The organism is Elizabethkingia miricola (genome assembly GCF_001675285.1).
Classification (GTDB): Bacteria; Bacteroidota; Bacteroidia; order Flavobacteriales; family Weeksellaceae; genus Elizabethkingia; species Elizabethkingia miricola.
On sequence record NZ_LSGQ01000014.1, the window covers coordinates 29,767 to 46,986 of the forward strand.

Consider the following 17,220-nt stretch of genomic DNA (forward strand, 5'->3'; position numbering starts at 1 on the left):
CTCAGGTATAAGCCTATTACGTTGTCGGTATGTACACAGAGGAGACATAATAATATTTTCGATGTCAGTATTACAAGCAATAGCGCTTAGTAAGCAGTACAATAATGTAACTGCACTAAGCAATCTTAATATATCCGTAGAAAAAGGAGAAGTTTTCTGCCTGCTGGGTCAAAACGGTGCCGGCAAAACCACTACAATTAATATTTTCTTAGGCTTTCTGGAAGCAACTTCCGGAAAAGCGCTGATCAATGGAGCTGAGGTACACCTCAACGATGAATGGACTAAAAAATACATTGCCTATATCCCTGAAGTAGTTCAGTTATATCCTAATCTTACAGGAATAGAAAATCTGGATTTCTTTAGTAAAATGGCTGGTTTTAATTATTCGAAAGAACAGCTTACAGGATTTTTGAAAAGAACCAGCTTACAGGAATCTGCACACCATAAAAGACTCTCTGCCTATTCTAAAGGAATGCGCCAAAAAGTAGCGATTGCCATTGCAATCGCTAAAGATGCCGATGTTATCCTGATGGATGAGCCTACTTCCGGATTGGATCCAAAAGCAACAGCAGAATTTACTAGGATTTGTAAAGAATTTGTTGCACAGGGCAAAACCATTGTGATGGCAACCCACGATATCTTTAATGCAGTAAATGTAGGCTCCAGAATAGGAATAATGAAGCAGGGATCATTAGTTCATACAATAGATGCTGAATCTGTTACGGCAAATGAATTACAGAAAATCTATCTGGAAACGATCTAAAGCCGCAATACATGAAGTATTTATATATAACAGCCACACTGGTAATATCCAGTGTGAAGATCTGTGCACAGGAAAATCTTTCGGGTGAGGTCACTGGTCAGGATGGAAAGAAGATTGGTAATGTACATATCATCATTAAAAATAAAGAAGGAGAATATAAAACAACTACCAATCAGGAGGGGAACTTTATTGTCACCGGAATCCTGCCAGGCATATATCATATTGGAGCGAATGCAAAGGCATATGACAGTTATAATCATCAAATAAAAATAGACAGTACAACCTCTAAAATATTTATACAGCTTTTCAGACAGGCGAACGAAATACAAAATGTTGAAATCCTGGGACGTTCTTCCAAAAAGTATTACAGTGATTACTCTTTCACTGCTACCAAGATCGCTGCGGATAATAAGGATATTCCGCTTTCCATTTCAACCGTAAGTAAGGAGCTAATGGCTGATAAACAAGCATATCAGTTGGGCGATGCAGTGAAGATGGCAAGTAGTGTAACGCCTGTAAGTTACTATAACCAGTTTAGCATCCGTGGTATTGCGCAGAATGAAGAAGGAACTATTATCAACGGTATGCGCACCCGACAGTATTATTTTATGCAGCCAATTACCAGTAATCTGGAAAAGATAGAAGTAATAAAAGGGCCGGCAAGTGCTACTATGGGAAGCGTCGATCCCGGAGGGAGCATTGTTCTGATCACAAAGAAACCACTAAAAACAACAAGGAGAGAGGTTAGTATAAGTGCAGGCAGCTTTAGTACAATAAGAGGAACAATGGATTTTACCGGACCCTTGGACCAGGATAAAACATTATTATATCGTTTTAATGCTGCTTATTCGGAAGCAAAAAGCTTCAGAGATTTGCAGTCTCAAAAAGCAATATTAATATCTCCATCCTTTTCTTATATCCCAAATGATAAGACTGCCATTAATGTAGAGATGATTTACAATGATTCTAATGGAAGAATAGACAGGGGACAGCCTATCTTCGGAGCAAAAGATGGAGCTACAGATCTTCGTAGTACGCCTATAAGTTTTAATCTGGGTGCAGTAAATGATTATTTCAGATCGAAGGAATTAATCATTATGTCTAATTTTACACATAAGTTTACTGATAAGATTAGTATCAATGCTTCTTATATGAAGCAAACCTGGAAAGAAGATTTACAGGAGCACAGAACAACCAATGCTTTTGCAGTAGACAAGGATAATAAACCTATTCCTACACTTGCTGCAATGCAGATGGTACAGCGCGATCAATTTTGGAATACTGATAATCTGAATACTTATCTGACATTTGATGTAAAAACTGGTCCCCTGCAACATAAGGTTCTGGTAGGCTATGATTACCTCAGCACTCATAAGCACAAAGGCGGAGCACAAAATACAGCAAGGGGATACCTACTGACCAACGGAAAAACAGCACCCTCTTACGATCCAAAGAATGCTGATGCCTATCAAATGATTACAGTAGATGGTATTACAATGCCAAAGCCAAATGTAGAACACTTCAATCTGGTGAATCCTGTATATAATATAAAAAATACAAGTGAGTATATATTTGCCAAGGCAGCTTTACCTCCTGCATTAATTACTTCCGGGGGACTTTATCTGCAAGATCAGATTAAGTGGAATAGGTTCAATCTATTCCTAAGTCTTCGACAGGAATGGTTTCAGGATATAACAAACTACAAGGAGAACAATGAAATTGTTGTAAAAGATTCAAAGCTGATTCCGAGAATAGGACTAACCTATACCGTGAATGATAAAATAAATGTATACGCTTCTTATATTGAAGGTTTTCAGCCGCAATCCAATACAGCTTCTTTGGCCCCGATAACAATTCCTTCCGGACGTGCTTTCCAGCCATTGATAAGCAACTCTAAGGAAGTCGGGATGAAAGCAGATTTTTTCAATAAGAAAATTCATATCGATCTAGCCATATATGAGATTATCCAGAAAAACATTCTGCTAAATGCTAATGATCCTTCAAATCCTGATTTATTAGTTACAAGAGGAAAGGAGAGGAGCAGGGGATTCGAAATGGATATCATCGGTTATATTCTACCAAACTGGCAGGTTTATGCTACTTATGGTTATAACGATGCTAAAATTGTAGAAGATACCAATCCTGCATTAGTAGGTGCCAGAAAACAAAACACACCATTTCATAGTGCCAGTATATGGCAGAAATATAGTTTTAGTCAGAGTAGCATCATGAAGGACTTTGCTATTGGATTTGGTATTCAGTATAGCGGAAATAAAGTCCCGATGTATAACCGTTCGTTTTTAGTTCCTGATTATACACTTTTAGATGCTGCAATCTATTACACTCCAAAACAAGGGCATTTGGAAATGGCTCTGAATGTCAATAATCTATTTAACAAAACCTACTGGTTGGGAGCACAGAATTATCTGAGACTCTTCCCCGGAGCGCCCAGAAATGCAATGCTTACCGCAACCTATAAATTCTAAATCTTGTTTATATGAGAAAAAATATCATTCGGCTGATTTCCGGACAAGTATGGAAACAGTCATTACAAAATAAAGGGATCCTCTTTCTACTCGTTTTACTTAGTTGCTTATTTGTATTTGCAGCTTATACGGGCTGGAAAAACTATTCGGTACAAGAGGAAATAAGAGCTGAACATCAGCATGAAGTACGCCAACAATGGGAAAGCAAACCGGATAAACATCCACACAGAATGGCCCATTATGGCTATCTGATATTCCGCCCAAGATATCCGCTAAGTTTTTTTGATTCAGGTCTAGAGCGTTATACCGGAAATTCTGTATTTCTGGAAGCACATAAACAAAATACAGCAAACTTTTCGGAAGCTGGTTTTTCATCGGGAATGCTAAGATTTGGAGAAATCAGTATTGCTATGATTCTTCAGATCCTGGTTCCATTATTTATCTTTTTTCTGGGTTTCAGCTGTATCTCTGCGGAAAGGGAAAACAATACCCTGAAGGTACTTCTGAGTCAGGGGGTAAAATGGAAAGAACTTTTGACTGGAAAAATGTTGGGATTATTATCCATAGCAAGTCTATTGTACTTTCCTGTAATTATAGTTTCTGTAATTCTCTGGTTATCTCTTACGGGCTTCAAAGTTAGTATAGATGAGGTAAAACGGTTATTATGGATTATCCTTAGTTATTTTGGTTATTTCTTTATTATCTGTCTGGTATGTGTACTGGTTTCAGCTACAAGTAAAACATCAAAATCATCTTTAATAAAGTTAATCAGTATCTGGCTTTTATTTATTGTGATTATGCCAAGAGCAGCACAGGCATTTGGAAGCTATACACATCCGGCGCCTTCTAAAATAGACTTTGATACACGGGTGGAAAGTGAACTGATAAAAGCCGGAGACAGTCATAATCCTGATGATATACACTATAAAGGGATAAAAGATTCTTTGCTAAAAACTTATAAAGTAGCAACAGTAGAGGAATTACCTTTTAATTACAGTGGCTATATTATGGCAGAGGGTGAAAAAATAAGTGCCGGTATCTATAATAAATACTGGAACGAGCAGCTACGTATCTACGAAAAGCAAAATAATGTTAGTACTTATCTCTCATTTATCAACCCATTTCTGGCTATCCGAAATCTATCGATGGCACTTACCGGCTCAGACTTCAATTCCTATGTCAGCTATCAGGAGCAGGTAGAAGCATATCGCTATAAGCTAGCCCAACTGATGAATAAACTGCAAATGGAAAACATCAGTAACAAAAAGCAGGGAGCAACAGATAAGCCATACACTATAAGTAAAGATCATTGGAAAGAAATGCCTGATTTCAGATATCACTTTATTGGACAAAAAGATCTGTTCAAAAATGAAATAATCGCCATATTATCTCTTATTATCTGGGTAGCTGGCCTCTTACTTTTAATTCATTTTATATCTAAAAAAATAAAAATATACTAAGCTATGTATCTATTATTATTCAAAAACTTCTTCCGCTCCCGGTCAGCTTACCTTGGATTGGCTTTTTTACTGTTATCGGGTATAGTGAGTATCTATATTGGTAAACAGTTTATAGATAAACAAGAAAACAATATTGAACATACAGCCAAATATCAGCAGGATCATATACAGCGCTATGTCAAATATTTTGACAAAGAAGCAGGTTTGCTCCTGTATTACCTAAAGTTTGGACTGGTAAATAATACTGATAACCTAAATGCTCTTTCTGTAGGACAACGTGATATTAATCCATCTGTACAAAGCCTCACTATCAGAAATCTTGAAGGTCAGAAATATGATACCGATCTCAACAATCCTGTAAGTCTGCTTTTTGGAAATCTGGATCTGGGTTTTGTCATTATATTTCTTTTTCCATTAGTTATTATTTCGTTCTGTTATAATCTGCTATCTGAAGAGAAAGAGGAGAGTACCTGGATATTGGTATCTGTACAGTCACCGGAGCCGATAATGATTCTTTTCCAAAAGTTACTGGTACGTTTTCTTTCGGTCATTGCTGTATTTATGGTCTTAATGATTCTGGCTTTCATAATTCTTGATCTGTCTTTTAATACAGCATTCTTTGGCTTTGTTTCAGTGGCTCTGTTCTATCTGAGTTTTTGGTTCGCGCTAAGCTTCTGGATTGTATCTATGAAGAAGAATTCCAGTATCAATGCGGCAAGCCTTCTTTCATTCTGGATTATATTAATTATTGTATTACCTGCACTTCTGAATAATTTTATTATAAATAGATATCCGCTGCCAGAAGCATTGGATACAGTAATAGAACAAAGAGAGGGTTATCATGCAAAATGGGACACAGATAAAAAGGTAACTATGGAGAAGTTTTATAAACATTATCCTCAGTTTTCTTCTTTTGGATATCCAAAGGAGAGCTTTAATTGGCTATGGTACTACGCTATGCAGCAAATGGGAGACGATGAATCCAAAGCACAGTCTGATCAGTTGGTCCATAAATTATGGGAGCGTGAAAAAATGAGCAGGAGCCTTTCTTTTTTCATACCGGGACTGCACACCCAGTTTCAGTTCAATGATCTTACCCAATCAGGACTTAGCAATCAGTTAAAGTTTATGCAAGCCACAGGTAAGTTTCATGAGAAAATGCGCCTTTATTTCTATCCTAAAATTTTTGCCGATGAGCCGGTAAGTAATCTAAACTGGGATTCCTTTCGGCCGGAAAACTATCATGAAGATTTTCAGCCCAACTGGTGGGCAATGCTCGGACCTTTATTTGTCTTTAGTCTATTATTAGGTATACTCACAATACAGAATTTCAGAAAGCCTATACTATAAAAACAAATAGCAGCTTTAAAAGCTGCTATTTGCATTTAAACAGAAATATATGAATAAAGGAACTAATTCTTTTTACTAATTTTAGCTTATATGAAAATAGAACATATTGCCCTATGGGTAGAAGATTTGGAAATTATGAAATCTTTTTACGAAAAATATTTCGGTGCTGTCTCTAACGAAAAATATATCAATTCTTTAAAACAATTCCAGTCCTATTTTTTAAGCTTTCCGGACGGAGACTGTAGAATAGAACTGATGCAGAGGCCTGATATTGCCAAGTCTACACATGATTATGAGAAACAAACTATGGGAATCATTCATTTTGCTATTAGCCTCGGAAGTAGGGAGAAAGTAGATGAACTAACCCAACAGCTTGAAGCAGATGGATATGTTATCGTTGGTTTTCCCAGACTTACAGGTGATGGATATTACGAAAGTGTAGTCCTTGATCCGGAAAAGAATATTATAGAAATCACCGAATAATTTAATAGCCAACAGACTACACCGCAATTATTTTTTTATAGCAATTTTAATCAGGAGGTCCAGTTTATTTTTATATTCCTGAGATATCACACCTGATTGTCCTTCTTCATAAAGGCTGCCTCTGGCAATCGGTACACTAAAGGGCAGTGTCCATGCTCTTAATGACTTTGCAATAGCATCCATAGCATTAATTCCCTGCATGGCCTGTACACCATCTGCCCAGCAAACCAATCCTACTTTTCTATCTGTAAGATAAGGTTGCGCATTATTAGCACTTACTTCCAGCCAGTCAAGACAGTTTTTCATAACCCCAGGAATGCTTCCATGATAAAGAGGGGCAAGCCAGAAATGAACATCTGCCTCCAGAAACAATGCATTCATAACCTCTACACCATGAGGCACATTTTTCAATGTTGTATCATACAATGGTATTCCGCTGTCTACAAGATTGAATATTTTGCTTTCCACACCAGATTCTTTCAGTTTTTCCGAAATATAATCCGAAAGTGCTCCGGAGGTAGACAATGGTTTTCTTTCCAGTGCTCCGTTAAATATTATTGCTTTCATTAGTATATAATATATTCTGATATTCTCCCGAATATCGGCTTTTTAGTTTTTAAAAATTACTTTAGGCATTCCTATTTCACCATACATCAGCACTTTTACCAAAAGTTTCAGGCGGCTCGTAGCCAGCATATAAAGTGCAGGCGGTATATCCGGTCTTGCCCTTACCACCACTTTATGTCCGGTGAAAGAAGATACATCGGCCTTTAGCAGATTCTCTTTCCATAAATCCTCTTCAATGGAAGTTATATCCTTAAAATCAAAATAAACAGCATTGTCATGAAATTTTTCAGCAAGTACCATGTAAACCCAAGGCGGGATAATAGCATCCGCTGAGCAAACTATGCCTACAGCCTTCCCTTTGAAGTACGTAAAATCAATCTGAGACATCGAGTTTCTGAATTCTTTCTCTTTCACGATCATCTCCATGTAAAGATAATCTTTAATATCGAATTCAATGATCTCGATATCCGGCTTATAATCAATTAAATCAAATGCTATGATTCCTGATGCTTCAACCTTGTTTATAAAAATATTCCCTGTCATTACAAACTCTTACAGATAACGCTGATTGTTTCGCACAATGCTGCTTTTGTATTATTTAATTTCTGCCAACGCAGCTTCGTAGTTTTCTTCCACAATTTCCCAGTTCAGGACAGACCAGAAAGCATCCAGATAGTCAGCTCTCTTATTCTGATATTTAAGATAATAGGCATGCTCCCAAACATCTACTCCCAGAATAGGAAATCCTCTGCTTACCAATTGTGTATCCATTAGCGGATTGTCCTGATTAGCTGTTCCTGTAATTCCTAAAGAACCGTTATACTTCACAAATAGCCATGACCAACCGGAACCAAATTGTCCCAAACCAACTCTTTTTATTTCCTCTTTCAGAGCATCCAGACTGCCAAAAGTCAATTTGATTGCTTCTGCCAATTTGCCTGTAGGTTCCGTTTTAGGAGTTGGTGATAAAATACTCCAGAACAAAAGGTGATTATAGTGTCCGCCACCATTGTTTCTTGTAGCAGGGCTGTATTTACTAATTTCTGGTAAAATTTCTTTCAGACTTTTTCCTTCTCCATCACTACCCTCAAGAGCTTTATTCAGATTGTCCACGTAAGCCTGATGGTGACGCTGATGATGAATTTTCATTGTTTCGCTGTCAAAGTGAGGCTCTAAAGCATCATATGCATATGGAAGTTCTGGTAACTGAAATGTACTCATAACGTTGTTTTTTATTGTTATTAATCTGTGGCAAAGTAAAAGAAGAAAAACAATAAAACAACTAAAAAGTTGTTTTATTAAATAAAATGAAATAATTTAAAATATCTATCAATATCTGATATCAGATATAAAAGCTAATAAATAGAAACTACTAACTTTGTAACAGATAAAAATAAAACAACTAAATGTTGCTAAATGAAAAAAAATCCAACAGATAAAATATTAATGCTTCTGAAGATGAGAGGAGAGGCAACTGCTCTTGTTATTGCAGAAGAATTGAACATAACAAAAGAAGGGGCCAGAAAACATCTTCTTAATTTGTCTGCAGACGGACTTGTAGAAGCAAATGTGCAAAGTGGAGGAGTAGGCCGACCTTCTGTCAGCTATTCTCTCACTGAAAAGGGAATTGCCAAATTTCCGGACAGCCATGCAGATATTACAGTACAGCTGCTAAAATCAGTAAAAAACCTGTTAGGAGAAAATGCATTAAATCTGCTTATTGGAGACAGAGAGGCAATTGTTTACCAAAAGTATGATAAAGCTTTAAATGGAGCAGAGACACTGGATCAGAAATTAAAAATACTGAGCCAGAAACGTTCTGAAGAAGGTTATATGGCAGAATGGAAAAAAGATGAAGACACTTATTATCTTATAGAAAATCATTGCCCCATCTGTGCTGCCGCAACAGAATGCCAGGGTTTTTGCCGATCGGAACTTAACAACTTCAGACAGCTGCTTGGTCCTGAATATAATATAGAAAGAACAGAATATATATTAGACAGCGGCAAACGCTGTACTTATAAAATCGAGAAAATATAAACAACAAAATAAATCCGATGATAATCTCTGAACTTATTTTACAGACCCATAATTTAGTTGAAACAGAAAGATTTTATTCCGAAAAACTTCAGTTTGAGATTATTGCAAAAACAGAACTTTCAGTTTCGTTTCGTACGGGTGACTCAGTTCTCACTTTTGAAAAAAATGACCGTGAGGATGATTTCAAATATCATTTCGCCTTTAATATTCCTGCTAATCAACCTGAAGAAGCAATTATATGGGCCTATAATAGAATTGAGCTCATTAGAAATCCGGAGACTCATCTTATTACAAATTTCGATAACTGGAGAGCACAGGCAGTTTATTTCTATGACAACAACGGAAATCTTGTTGAATTTATAGGCCGGACAGATCTTAATAATAATTCCGATGCCGAATTTTCATCTAAAAGTATACTAAACATCAGTGAGATCGGAATAGTTACAGATCATCCGCTAAATTTAGCCCAACAGATTACTCAACAAACAGGAATTGATTATTTTGTTAAAGGCCCGAAAACAGAAGAATTTGTAGTATTAGGAAACGATAATGGTTTACTTATTATTGTAGACCCGAATAGAAACTGGTATCCAACAGAAAATAAAGCAGAGAAACACAAAGTAAAAGCCCGTATTATAACAGGTGAAACTGAACTAAGTTTTGATTTCAATTAATACTATAAAGCATTATAAATCATAAAATTACTCTTGTAGTAATTTTACTACAATTTTAGAAATAAACAAAAACTCTCGTTATTGTTTGAAAAAGGTCATATAAATTTGGTGTACCAAGAATAAGGAAACACTAAAATATTTTTAACAATTAAATTCTTAGAAATCATGGCTGCAAACAATTCAAGAGCTATCTTAAAATTCAACAACGGTACTGACCAAAAAGTATTAAAACTTAACTACAGCGTAGCACGTTCTACTGACGTTTCAGGTAGAGTTGCTTCTGATCCTTCTAACGCGATTATCAAAATCACTGTAGAAGCAACTGAAAAATCTGACATCATCGAATCTTTATTGAATGGTAAATACAAACCAACTACAGGTGAGGTTACATTCAACAAATCTCATGAGGAAGGAACTCTTATCAAACTTAACTGGGAAAACGGATATGTAATCCAGCACGAAGTTGACTTTGATGCTATCGACAGCAACAACATGTTGGTGAGCTTCGTTATCAGCGCTGAAAAAATCACTTATGGTGGTGGTGCTTACGATGGTATCTGGCCAGGTAACTAAAATATAAATTCTGATATGAATTTTTAACTAATAGCGCATTGTTAGCAGTGCGCTATTTTGCCTTTTTTTATTTGAGTAAGAAAAATAACGCTTTAGACGTTATATATACAAGGAGATAATTTTTATCCTGATTTACACCTACTTAATACAAACACCAAATGATACAATCATGTTTAAGGAAGAAAATAATAAAAAGAATATTATATCATCTAATAGCTCAAAGGGAAAAGGAATTAATCCGGATTCTTTAAAAGATGGCGTTGGGAAAGAAATAGCTGAAAAAGCTGGTGAGCAATTATCACAAATAAATTCCAAAGTTGGAAAAACGTTAGGTAAAGCCGCCAATGGAATCTCTGAAGCAGGTAATTACGCTAAAATGCGTGGCTCCAAAACAGCCTTGCTAGGGGAACAAACCGATAACTTATGGGGAAAACAACCCACATCAAAAATTCATAATGTAGAAGCTTTTCCCCAAAGTGCTATACAGGGAATTAACCGGGTCGTAAAGCTACTCGTTGTAATCAATGGTGAAGTTATCCAGAATTTTAAACATTTCAAACTCACCCAAAGTGCTTCCAAGCACCATACTTTCAGTCTTATGCTTCCTCATGATGCAGTACAGGAGGCAGAAAGCTATCAACTGGAATTTGTCCAAAAATTTTTAGGAAAACGTCTTACAGTAGTTTTCAGGTACAAAGATGTTGAAGACGGACCAGAAAGAACATTCGTAGGAGTTATCACAGAAGTAGGATTCAGTCAGGAAAAAGGCAGCCTTGGAGATATTGTAGTAGAGGGATCCAGCCCTACAGCTTTACTGGATGCAGCTCCACATACCCAGAGTTTTGGAGGTCCACAACCTATAAGCCTTAATAGTATTGCAGATTATGTTATAAAGCAAGGAATCAATCCGGGGCTTTATGATTTTCGTATCGCTGCAAAATATGGAAATCTGGATTATAGCGCACAATACGAAGAAACACATTATAACTACTTGTCCCGTATGGCGGAGGCCCATGGAGAACAGTTTTTTTATGATGGGGAAGTACTGCATTTTGGAGAACTCCCACCACAGGAAAAGCCTATTACTCTAAAATACGGTAGTAATATAAACGATATAAAAATAAAAATGAGGGCTCAGCATGTAAACCCCTCATTTTATGGATATAACAGCAGCAAAAATGAAAAACTGACTACCGGAAAATCGGTAATAGATCACAAATCTGACATTGCTAAACGCGCCTATAATATTTCTGAACAAACCTTTACAACACCAGCATTAAGACTTGCTCCTATAAAAGCATCTACCTCAATGGATATCAATGCTTCCCAGAAAGGAACAGCAGGAAGCAAAGCAGTAGATGTATTCATAACATCCGGAACAACAACAGTCCCGTTTCTCTATCCTGGCTGTATTGCCAATATAGAAATGAGAAAATCCGGAAAAACTGAAACGTCCTATTTTACCAAGCTAATGATCACTGAGGTATCACATGAAGTAGATGCCAGAGGTTATTACAATGGTTATTTCGAAGCTATTGCTGCTGACACAGGTTTTATTCCAAGGCCTGAATTTAAAATGCCAAAATCTGAGGCGCAGGTTGCAAAAGTAATTTCCAATACCGATCCTCTGAACCAGGGGCGGGTGCAAGTCCAGTTCGACTGGCAGGAGGGAAGCGATACTACAAACTGGATCAGAGTAATGACACCAGACGCAGGAGGGAGTGACAAAGTAAGCAAAAACAGAGGCTTCATGTCTATCCCTGAAGTTGGAGACCAGGTAATGATAGGCTTCCAGCACCAGTTACCTGACAGACCTTTCGTTATGGGATCTATGTTCCACGGTCAGGTTGGCGGTGGCGGCGGTCAGGGAAATAATGTTAAAAGTTTAAGTAGTAAAAGTGGCAATAAGCTAGAGCTACACGATGGTGAAGGTTCTGTATTCCTAACCGATAAAGGTGGTGCAAATATGAAATTCGATGGGGCCGGAAATGCAACAACTAATACCAACACCAATCATACCGTGAATGCAGGCAGCAATAGTGTTATTAACGCTGGTGCTGCAAGCGCAATTAATGTAGGAGGTAAAGAAGGAGGAGGTGCAAACTCCATGTTATCTATGAATAGCGCCGGAGAAATAACTCTAGAATGTGATACTACTATTACTATAAAAACGGGAAGCAGCTCCATTACCCTGACTACAGGTGGTGATATTACAATTGAAGGATTGAACATAAAAGTTATTGGAAGTGATACAACAGAGCTAGGAAAATCAGGAGCTAATCCGGGAATTAAAATAGATGCCGATATTAAAAGCAATGCTGCTAATATAAAATCTACATCTTCCGGCCCAACAAATATTACAGGAGCCGATGTAGAAATTAATAAAGGATAATTATGCAAATTAATATCGAAAACAGAGGCGAATATCGGACATATGCTTTTATAAGAGAGGAACGCTATCAGTTTCAGGGTCTCCATAATGAAAATTATATTGAAGCCCAGCTAAAAATAACCTTAGTCTCTTATGATAATAATATTCCAGTTTTTAGAGTTGAAATGCCCTTTTATAAGCAATCCAATAAAGACGGAATGTATAAATGGGTAGGAGATCTTTATGAACTAAGAGAAAATATAATATGTACTCTAAATGAGGACGGGCAATTAGGAAATATTCAGAACCTGGAAGATATTCAGGAAAAATGGAAAGAAATAAAGCCTAAGGTTATTCTAAAACACCGAGATGAAAAATACAGAGATTTCTTTATAAAAGGAGTAGAAGAGCTTCTGCAAAACGGTGAGCGCCTTGCGGATGCACTGCGCTTTACGATGCCTTATCAACTTCTTTTTCCGGGTATTCACTTTAAAGAATTTAAAAAAAATCAAATTACAACTGGTTACCGTGAGCTACCCAATTTTATTGCAACGAAAAATGTACCCATAATCACGGAAGAGAAAATTTCAGAATTAGAAAATGGAAAGTATCAGATTGATGTAAAGGGAAACATTGATGAAAAGAAATTTGAGCAAGATAAAGTAACAGCGATGATACGTATTCTGAAAAACAGACCACGTATACCAACTCTTTTAGAACTTAATTATATAGAGCGCTATCTTTTGGAAGAATGGCCATGGTCCGAACAAAGTATGTGTATGTCTTTGGCCCAGATTCCCGGTACATTATACAGAGAGGAAAAAAATATTTTAAAAGCAATTACTCATGACAATTCAGCTAATTGATATTGTATTCCAAAATGACCGTTATTATCTTCTTTTTGACGATAATAATGCTTTGGAAATTAGTACGAATACAAATGAGTGGTATGTTTTTGCTGATGATGAATACCTATGTAACATAAGTGAGTGCAATATTTCTGAAGCTTTAAAAATTCCGGGCAAAATTATTTTGGAAACCAAAATAAATCTGAACAAACTGGAAAACCGTTTCAGAAAAATGAAAAGTGTGAAAATAACCTCAGATAAAATTAACACCTAAAACAATCGCATTATGGCAAAAAAATATGTACCCGAAGGTGCTTTTTTAGCATGCGACAAAGGAACCAGCCCTTCAACTCTGAGGGTAAGCAACAATAAAAACACAACAATATATGGAGTACCCATGGCTTCGGAACTGGATTTCATTCCTTTCTTTAATATAAAGCCAATGGGACTTTGTACCAACCCTCTAAAATGGGCAACAGGAGTCTCATGTCTTCCAACAATTGTTACCGGCTGGCAGCAACCAAAAGACGGGGTAAAAATAAACGGAAGCAGAATGCTCTTGGAAGATTCCTTTTGTGATTGTATTTTTGGAGGAAAGATTAATATATTTTTTGATCGATCTGCAGCCGTACAATTTGGTGTAGGTGAGGGCAAAATGCCAACCGATTATATAAAGGAAGGTTTTGACTGGCTTGCGGAGCAGGAAAAACAAAATAGAAAAGCAAGAGATCAGTTTTTACCAGACTGGATGAAGCCAGTAACCGGTGCTGTAGATTGGTTTAATGATTTAGGATCAGGCTTAGTTGAAGGAGCTGTAAATGGCGTTGTTGGTTTAGGAGAAACTATTTATCAGGTTGGTCAGGATCCTATAGGAACTGGCGAGGCCTTATGGAAAATGGGATCGGATGCCGTAGACTGGGCTAGTAAAGGTGAAAACTGGACCAATATGGCAAATGATTCCTGGAATTGGGCCAGCAATGGTGATAATTGGGGAAAAGCTATATCCGACGGAGCTCAATGGGTTCAGAAGAATCCAAGAGAATTAGGAAATGCTGTAGGTCAGTTTATTCCTGATGCTGCTGCAGCCGTTTATTCAGGAGGCTCCTCTCTTGGAGTTTCAGCTGCAAAAGTAGCAGGGAAAGAAGCTTTAGAAGTAGGTACCAAAACAGCACTGAAAGAGGGAGTAGAAGCTGCCGCTAAAAAGGGAGCTAAAGAAGCTGTAGAAGAAGGCACAGAAAAAGCAGCTAAAGAGGGGCTTGAAGCTGCCAGCAAAAGAACAACAGCAGAAGTTATGGAACAACTCGCAAAGCATGATGGTGGAGACATTGCTAAGGTTGTTACGAAGCCTGCTCCGAAAAAAGCAAACCCTCCTTTCAAAATTAGTGATAAACACGCTGGTGATGTGAAACTTGAAGCTGAGTTTAAAAAACAACTACAAGATCAGCAAGATGCAATCAATAAAATGAAAACTAAAGATTGGTTGCAGAATCGAGAAGATTTTGTCAAAAGAGATAAAAAGGATTATGCAAAAAGGGCAAAAGAAGCGCGGGATAATTACAGACAACAAGAAATAGCAAAGAGAATAGAAGATAATATTGTTAACAAAAAAATGTCTCCTCAAGCAGCTGAAGAGGCAGCAAAAGAATCAATGAAAGGACAGGCCGCCCTACATAATCCCGATGGAATAGCTGGAGGGAAGGTAGATCAAATTACCGGAATGGGAGATGGCCGAGTAAATTCATCCATTGGTAGTCAATGGGATAAAGGCAGAGCAAAATCTATAGAAGACCAATTAAAAAAAGAATTTGGTATACCACCAAAAAAAATCAGTGATATTCCCGATGATGAAATAATGAATGTAGATTTATTTTAACTTTAAATAAAAAAATATAAAATGGAAAGATTAACATTTGAAGAAAAAAACATAAATAATTACAAAAAACAAAGCGATGTATCTTCTGGTATCATAAATAAATTTACGGATATCCTTCCAAATGAATTGATAAATATCTGGAAGACTATGGGATTTGGTATTTATGAAGATGGTTTTCTTCAATTGATAAATCCTGATGAGTTCGAGTTTGTATTCGATTATATTGATAAGCTTTTAGAGCCATCGATTGTTTTTGGATACACTGCACTTGGGGATTTATTAATATGGGAGGGAAATAAAAACTGGACTATCTCTGAAGATGAAGGGAATAGAGTGAAAATAATAAATATTAGAAAGTGCCAGAGCCGTGCATTAAATTCAATGCAAGGAACTTTAGATGTCTTTTTTGATGAATATTTTATAGGCCATAAAGACTACTTTGATTCCAAAGCATTTTTAGAAATTAAAGGAAAAATGCCAAAATTAGAATATGGTCAATGCTACGGTTATGTTCCAGCATTATCTTTAGGTGGGAAAGCTTCAAATAATAACTTACAGATTGTAGATGTAAAATCGTATATAGAGGTGATTGGTCAGTCTGTAGGTAAGATTATTGACTTAGGTTAGTATCTGTAACTTACAAACCATTAAAAGCATCTTGTTGTCCAGTTTTTAAAAACTAAAAATATGACAGTTGACGAGATTTATTTATTAATAGCTCAAAATATTGCAAACAGTATCCAAAGTGAGGACTGGAGCAAAGCTACTCTAAATATTCAGGGAGATGACACCTATGTTGACACAACAGGTGAGTATTTAGATTCCAATAATGTTGCCCAATCATTGGATGTACATAATTTCGATGCAGATGTTGATTTTGCAATAATGGAACTCCATGAGATCACTACAGAAGGAGGTAATAACAAATGGGATAAAGCTATTTTCACATTAACATCAGACGGAGATTTTGATATGGAGTTTATTTGGGATCAGGAATTACAAAATGAAATTGATCGACTTTCTAAAGAATAACAAACATTTATTACAATCGAAAATAATCTAAACCAAATATTATCCTCCACAATAGATAATATACCAACAGACCAATGGGATAACTTTTCTCTTAATATTTGCGCATTAAATAAAATGATTGCTATTAAAGCTTTTTATGAGGCAGAAGGAAAGTTTATATCTTTTGACCCGGAGGAAAATGGAAATGATATTATGATGAAAATTAAGACTTTGAGAGAAGAGATGTATAAAACATCACCTAATAAGGGAGCTTGGTATATGGCTATGTTTACAGTTATGAATAATGGTCATTTTGATTCTTCTTTCGATTATGACAATAAACCTGAATTCAAATATGAACCGATTAAAGACAAATTTTTAGATGATCTAAATGTATTTCCAAGACAAGAAGAATTAATACCTGAATGGCTGAAGGAAATAGTCAAGTCTTAGCTCTAAGCAACTCATATTCATTCATTAATAAAATAAAACCTTCTGAAATAAGGAGGTTTTATTTTTTCTCCTTAAACCCGGGAGATTAGCAATCGGCTTATCAGAAGCTATATCCTAAAATTTCGGCTGTCGATAATAGAAGATTAACCACTTTTTCTTCTTATTTTCGTTTCATAAGCCAATATTTAAGATTCAGATGCTCATAATGACGATTGAGTGATCAATCACCTAAAAGCTGTCTTAAAATCACGAAATTTGTTAGCTGAAA

The 17,220-nt window shown here is 36.4% G+C and carries 18 protein-coding genes; 15 read left to right on the forward strand and 3 right to left on the reverse strand.

The genetic code is table 11. From position 1 onward, the window contains the following. The first annotated feature begins 61 nt into the window (after positions 1 to 61). From ATE49_RS10305 to ATE49_RS10325, 5 genes are all read left to right on the forward strand, one after another. The gene (locus tag ATE49_RS10305) at positions 62 to 763 is read left to right on the forward strand and encodes an ABC transporter ATP-binding protein (RefSeq protein ID WP_065082105.1); all 702 of its coding nucleotides are present in this window, start codon (positions 62 to 64) and stop codon (positions 761 to 763) included. An 11-nt stretch (positions 764 to 774) separates the two neighbouring features. Then, positions 775 to 3,249, forward strand: a complete 2,475-nt coding sequence (locus tag ATE49_RS10310) for a TonB-dependent receptor (protein ID WP_065082106.1) — start codon at positions 775 to 777, stop codon at positions 3,247 to 3,249. 11 nt (positions 3,250 to 3,260) lie between these two features. Further along, positions 3,261 to 4,709 carry an ABC transporter permease gene (locus ATE49_RS10315; protein WP_065082107.1) on the forward strand — a complete coding sequence of 483 codons (1,449 nt, stop codon included), beginning with the start codon at positions 3,261 to 3,263 and terminating at the stop codon, positions 4,707 to 4,709. A 3-nt stretch (positions 4,710 to 4,712) separates the two neighbouring features. Continuing rightward, the gene (locus tag ATE49_RS10320; protein WP_065082108.1) at positions 4,713 to 6,059 is read left to right on the forward strand and encodes a DUF3526 domain-containing protein; all 1,347 of its coding nucleotides are present in this window, start codon (positions 4,713 to 4,715) and stop codon (positions 6,057 to 6,059) included. Between the two features lie 90 nt (positions 6,060 to 6,149). Further along, entirely contained in the window at positions 6,150 to 6,542 is a 393-nt protein-coding gene (locus tag ATE49_RS10325; protein ID WP_065082109.1) for a VOC family protein, read from the forward strand. A 27-nt stretch (positions 6,543 to 6,569) separates the two neighbouring features. Here ATE49_RS10325 and ATE49_RS10330 read toward each other — a convergent pair whose 3' ends face one another. The 3 genes from ATE49_RS10330 to ATE49_RS10340 are packed head-to-tail and all read right to left on the reverse strand — an operon-like array spanning position 6,570 to position 8,330. Then, on the reverse strand, positions 6,570 to 7,109 hold the full coding sequence (locus tag ATE49_RS10330) for an NADPH-dependent FMN reductase (RefSeq protein WP_065082110.1): 540 nt from the start codon (positions 7,107 to 7,109) through the stop codon (positions 6,570 to 6,572). A gap of 42 nt (positions 7,110 to 7,151) precedes the next feature. Then, the gene (locus tag ATE49_RS10335) at positions 7,152 to 7,652 is read right to left on the reverse strand and encodes a DUF2480 family protein (protein WP_065082111.1); all 501 of its coding nucleotides are present in this window, start codon (positions 7,650 to 7,652) and stop codon (positions 7,152 to 7,154) included. A gap of 51 nt (positions 7,653 to 7,703) precedes the next feature. Continuing rightward, a complete protein-coding gene (locus ATE49_RS10340; RefSeq protein ID WP_059153940.1) occupies positions 7,704 to 8,330 on the reverse strand; it encodes a superoxide dismutase in 627 nt (208 codons plus the stop codon). Between the two features lie 195 nt (positions 8,331 to 8,525). On the opposite strand from ATE49_RS10340, the gene ATE49_RS10345 reads away from it, so the two are divergent. The 10 genes from ATE49_RS10345 (at position 8,526) to ATE49_RS10390 (ending at position 16,952) form a co-directional block, all read left to right on the forward strand. Further along, on the forward strand, positions 8,526 to 9,149 hold the full coding sequence (locus ATE49_RS10345; protein ID WP_065082112.1) for a helix-turn-helix transcriptional regulator: 624 nt from the start codon (positions 8,526 to 8,528) through the stop codon (positions 9,147 to 9,149). 17 nt (positions 9,150 to 9,166) lie between these two features. Further along, on the forward strand, positions 9,167 to 9,823 hold the full coding sequence (locus ATE49_RS10350) for a VOC family protein (RefSeq protein WP_065082113.1): 657 nt from the start codon (positions 9,167 to 9,169) through the stop codon (positions 9,821 to 9,823). A gap of 165 nt (positions 9,824 to 9,988) precedes the next feature. Beyond that, complete coding sequence (gene tssD, locus ATE49_RS10355; protein ID WP_034867178.1) at positions 9,989 to 10,396, forward strand: type VI secretion system tube protein TssD; 408 nt, start codon at positions 9,989 to 9,991, stop codon at positions 10,394 to 10,396. A 169-nt stretch (positions 10,397 to 10,565) separates the two neighbouring features. Next, positions 10,566 to 12,788: a type VI secretion system Vgr family protein gene (locus tag ATE49_RS10360; protein ID WP_078674548.1), complete on the forward strand. Its 2,223-nt coding sequence runs from the start codon at positions 10,566 to 10,568 to the stop codon at positions 12,786 to 12,788. Positions 12,789 to 12,790: 2 nt separating this feature from the next. Further along, the gene (locus ATE49_RS10365; protein ID WP_065082114.1) at positions 12,791 to 13,633 is read left to right on the forward strand and encodes a hypothetical protein; all 843 of its coding nucleotides are present in this window, start codon (positions 12,791 to 12,793) and stop codon (positions 13,631 to 13,633) included. Beyond that, positions 13,614 to 13,889 (forward strand): hypothetical protein, encoded by a 276-nt coding sequence (locus ATE49_RS10370; RefSeq protein ID WP_065082115.1) that lies wholly within the window; start codon positions 13,614 to 13,616, stop codon positions 13,887 to 13,889. Before ATE49_RS10365 ends, ATE49_RS10370 begins: the two co-directional genes overlap by 20 nt. Positions 13,890 to 13,901: 12 nt before the next feature. After that, on the forward strand, positions 13,902 to 15,488 hold the full coding sequence (locus ATE49_RS10375; protein WP_065082116.1) for a polymorphic toxin type 15 domain-containing protein: 1,587 nt from the start codon (positions 13,902 to 13,904) through the stop codon (positions 15,486 to 15,488). Between the two features lie 21 nt (positions 15,489 to 15,509). Next, positions 15,510 to 16,115: a GAD-like domain-containing protein gene (locus ATE49_RS10380; RefSeq protein ID WP_034867185.1), complete on the forward strand. Its 606-nt coding sequence runs from the start codon at positions 15,510 to 15,512 to the stop codon at positions 16,113 to 16,115. A gap of 60 nt (positions 16,116 to 16,175) precedes the next feature. Then, positions 16,176 to 16,520, forward strand: a complete 345-nt coding sequence (locus ATE49_RS10385; protein WP_065082117.1) for a hypothetical protein — start codon at positions 16,176 to 16,178, stop codon at positions 16,518 to 16,520. Positions 16,521 to 16,634: 114 nt separating this feature from the next. Further along, on the forward strand, positions 16,635 to 16,952 hold the full coding sequence (locus tag ATE49_RS10390) for an immunity protein YezG family protein (RefSeq protein ID WP_081278456.1): 318 nt from the start codon (positions 16,635 to 16,637) through the stop codon (positions 16,950 to 16,952). Positions 16,953 to 17,220: the final 268 nt, after the last annotated feature.

Excerpts from the sequence above, each read along its gene's own strand:
- ATE49_RS10305 (WP_065082105.1), top strand. The coding sequence starts at position 62 with ATGTCAGTATTACAAGCAATAGCGCTTAGTAAGCAGTACAATAATGTA.
- ATE49_RS10310 (WP_065082106.1), top strand. The coding sequence starts at position 775 with ATGAAGTATTTATATATAACAGCCACACTGGTAATATCCAGTGTGAAG.
- ATE49_RS10315 (WP_065082107.1), top strand. The coding sequence starts at position 3,261 with ATGAGAAAAAATATCATTCGGCTGATTTCCGGACAAGTATGGAAACAG.
- ATE49_RS10320 (WP_065082108.1), top strand. The coding sequence starts at position 4,713 with ATGTATCTATTATTATTCAAAAACTTCTTCCGCTCCCGGTCAGCTTAC.
- ATE49_RS10325 (WP_065082109.1), top strand. The coding sequence starts at position 6,150 with ATGAAAATAGAACATATTGCCCTATGGGTAGAAGATTTGGAAATTATG.
- ATE49_RS10330 (WP_065082110.1), bottom strand. The coding sequence starts at position 7,109 with ATGAAAGCAATAATATTTAACGGAGCACTGGAAAGAAAACCATTGTCT.
- ATE49_RS10335 (WP_065082111.1), bottom strand. The coding sequence starts at position 7,652 with ATGACAGGGAATATTTTTATAAACAAGGTTGAAGCATCAGGAATCATA.
- ATE49_RS10340 (WP_059153940.1), bottom strand. The coding sequence starts at position 8,330 with ATGAGTACATTTCAGTTACCAGAACTTCCATATGCATATGATGCTTTA.
- ATE49_RS10345 (WP_065082112.1), top strand. The coding sequence starts at position 8,526 with ATGAAAAAAAATCCAACAGATAAAATATTAATGCTTCTGAAGATGAGA.
- ATE49_RS10350 (WP_065082113.1), top strand. The coding sequence starts at position 9,167 with ATGATAATCTCTGAACTTATTTTACAGACCCATAATTTAGTTGAAACA.
- tssD (WP_034867178.1), top strand. The coding sequence starts at position 9,989 with ATGGCTGCAAACAATTCAAGAGCTATCTTAAAATTCAACAACGGTACT.
- ATE49_RS10360 (WP_078674548.1), top strand. The coding sequence starts at position 10,566 with ATGTTTAAGGAAGAAAATAATAAAAAGAATATTATATCATCTAATAGC.
- ATE49_RS10365 (WP_065082114.1), top strand. The coding sequence starts at position 12,791 with ATGCAAATTAATATCGAAAACAGAGGCGAATATCGGACATATGCTTTT.
- ATE49_RS10370 (WP_065082115.1), top strand. The coding sequence starts at position 13,614 with ATGACAATTCAGCTAATTGATATTGTATTCCAAAATGACCGTTATTAT.
- ATE49_RS10375 (WP_065082116.1), top strand. The coding sequence starts at position 13,902 with ATGGCAAAAAAATATGTACCCGAAGGTGCTTTTTTAGCATGCGACAAA.
- ATE49_RS10380 (WP_034867185.1), top strand. The coding sequence starts at position 15,510 with ATGGAAAGATTAACATTTGAAGAAAAAAACATAAATAATTACAAAAAA.
- ATE49_RS10385 (WP_065082117.1), top strand. The coding sequence starts at position 16,176 with ATGACAGTTGACGAGATTTATTTATTAATAGCTCAAAATATTGCAAAC.
- ATE49_RS10390 (WP_081278456.1), top strand. The coding sequence starts at position 16,635 with ATGATTGCTATTAAAGCTTTTTATGAGGCAGAAGGAAAGTTTATATCT.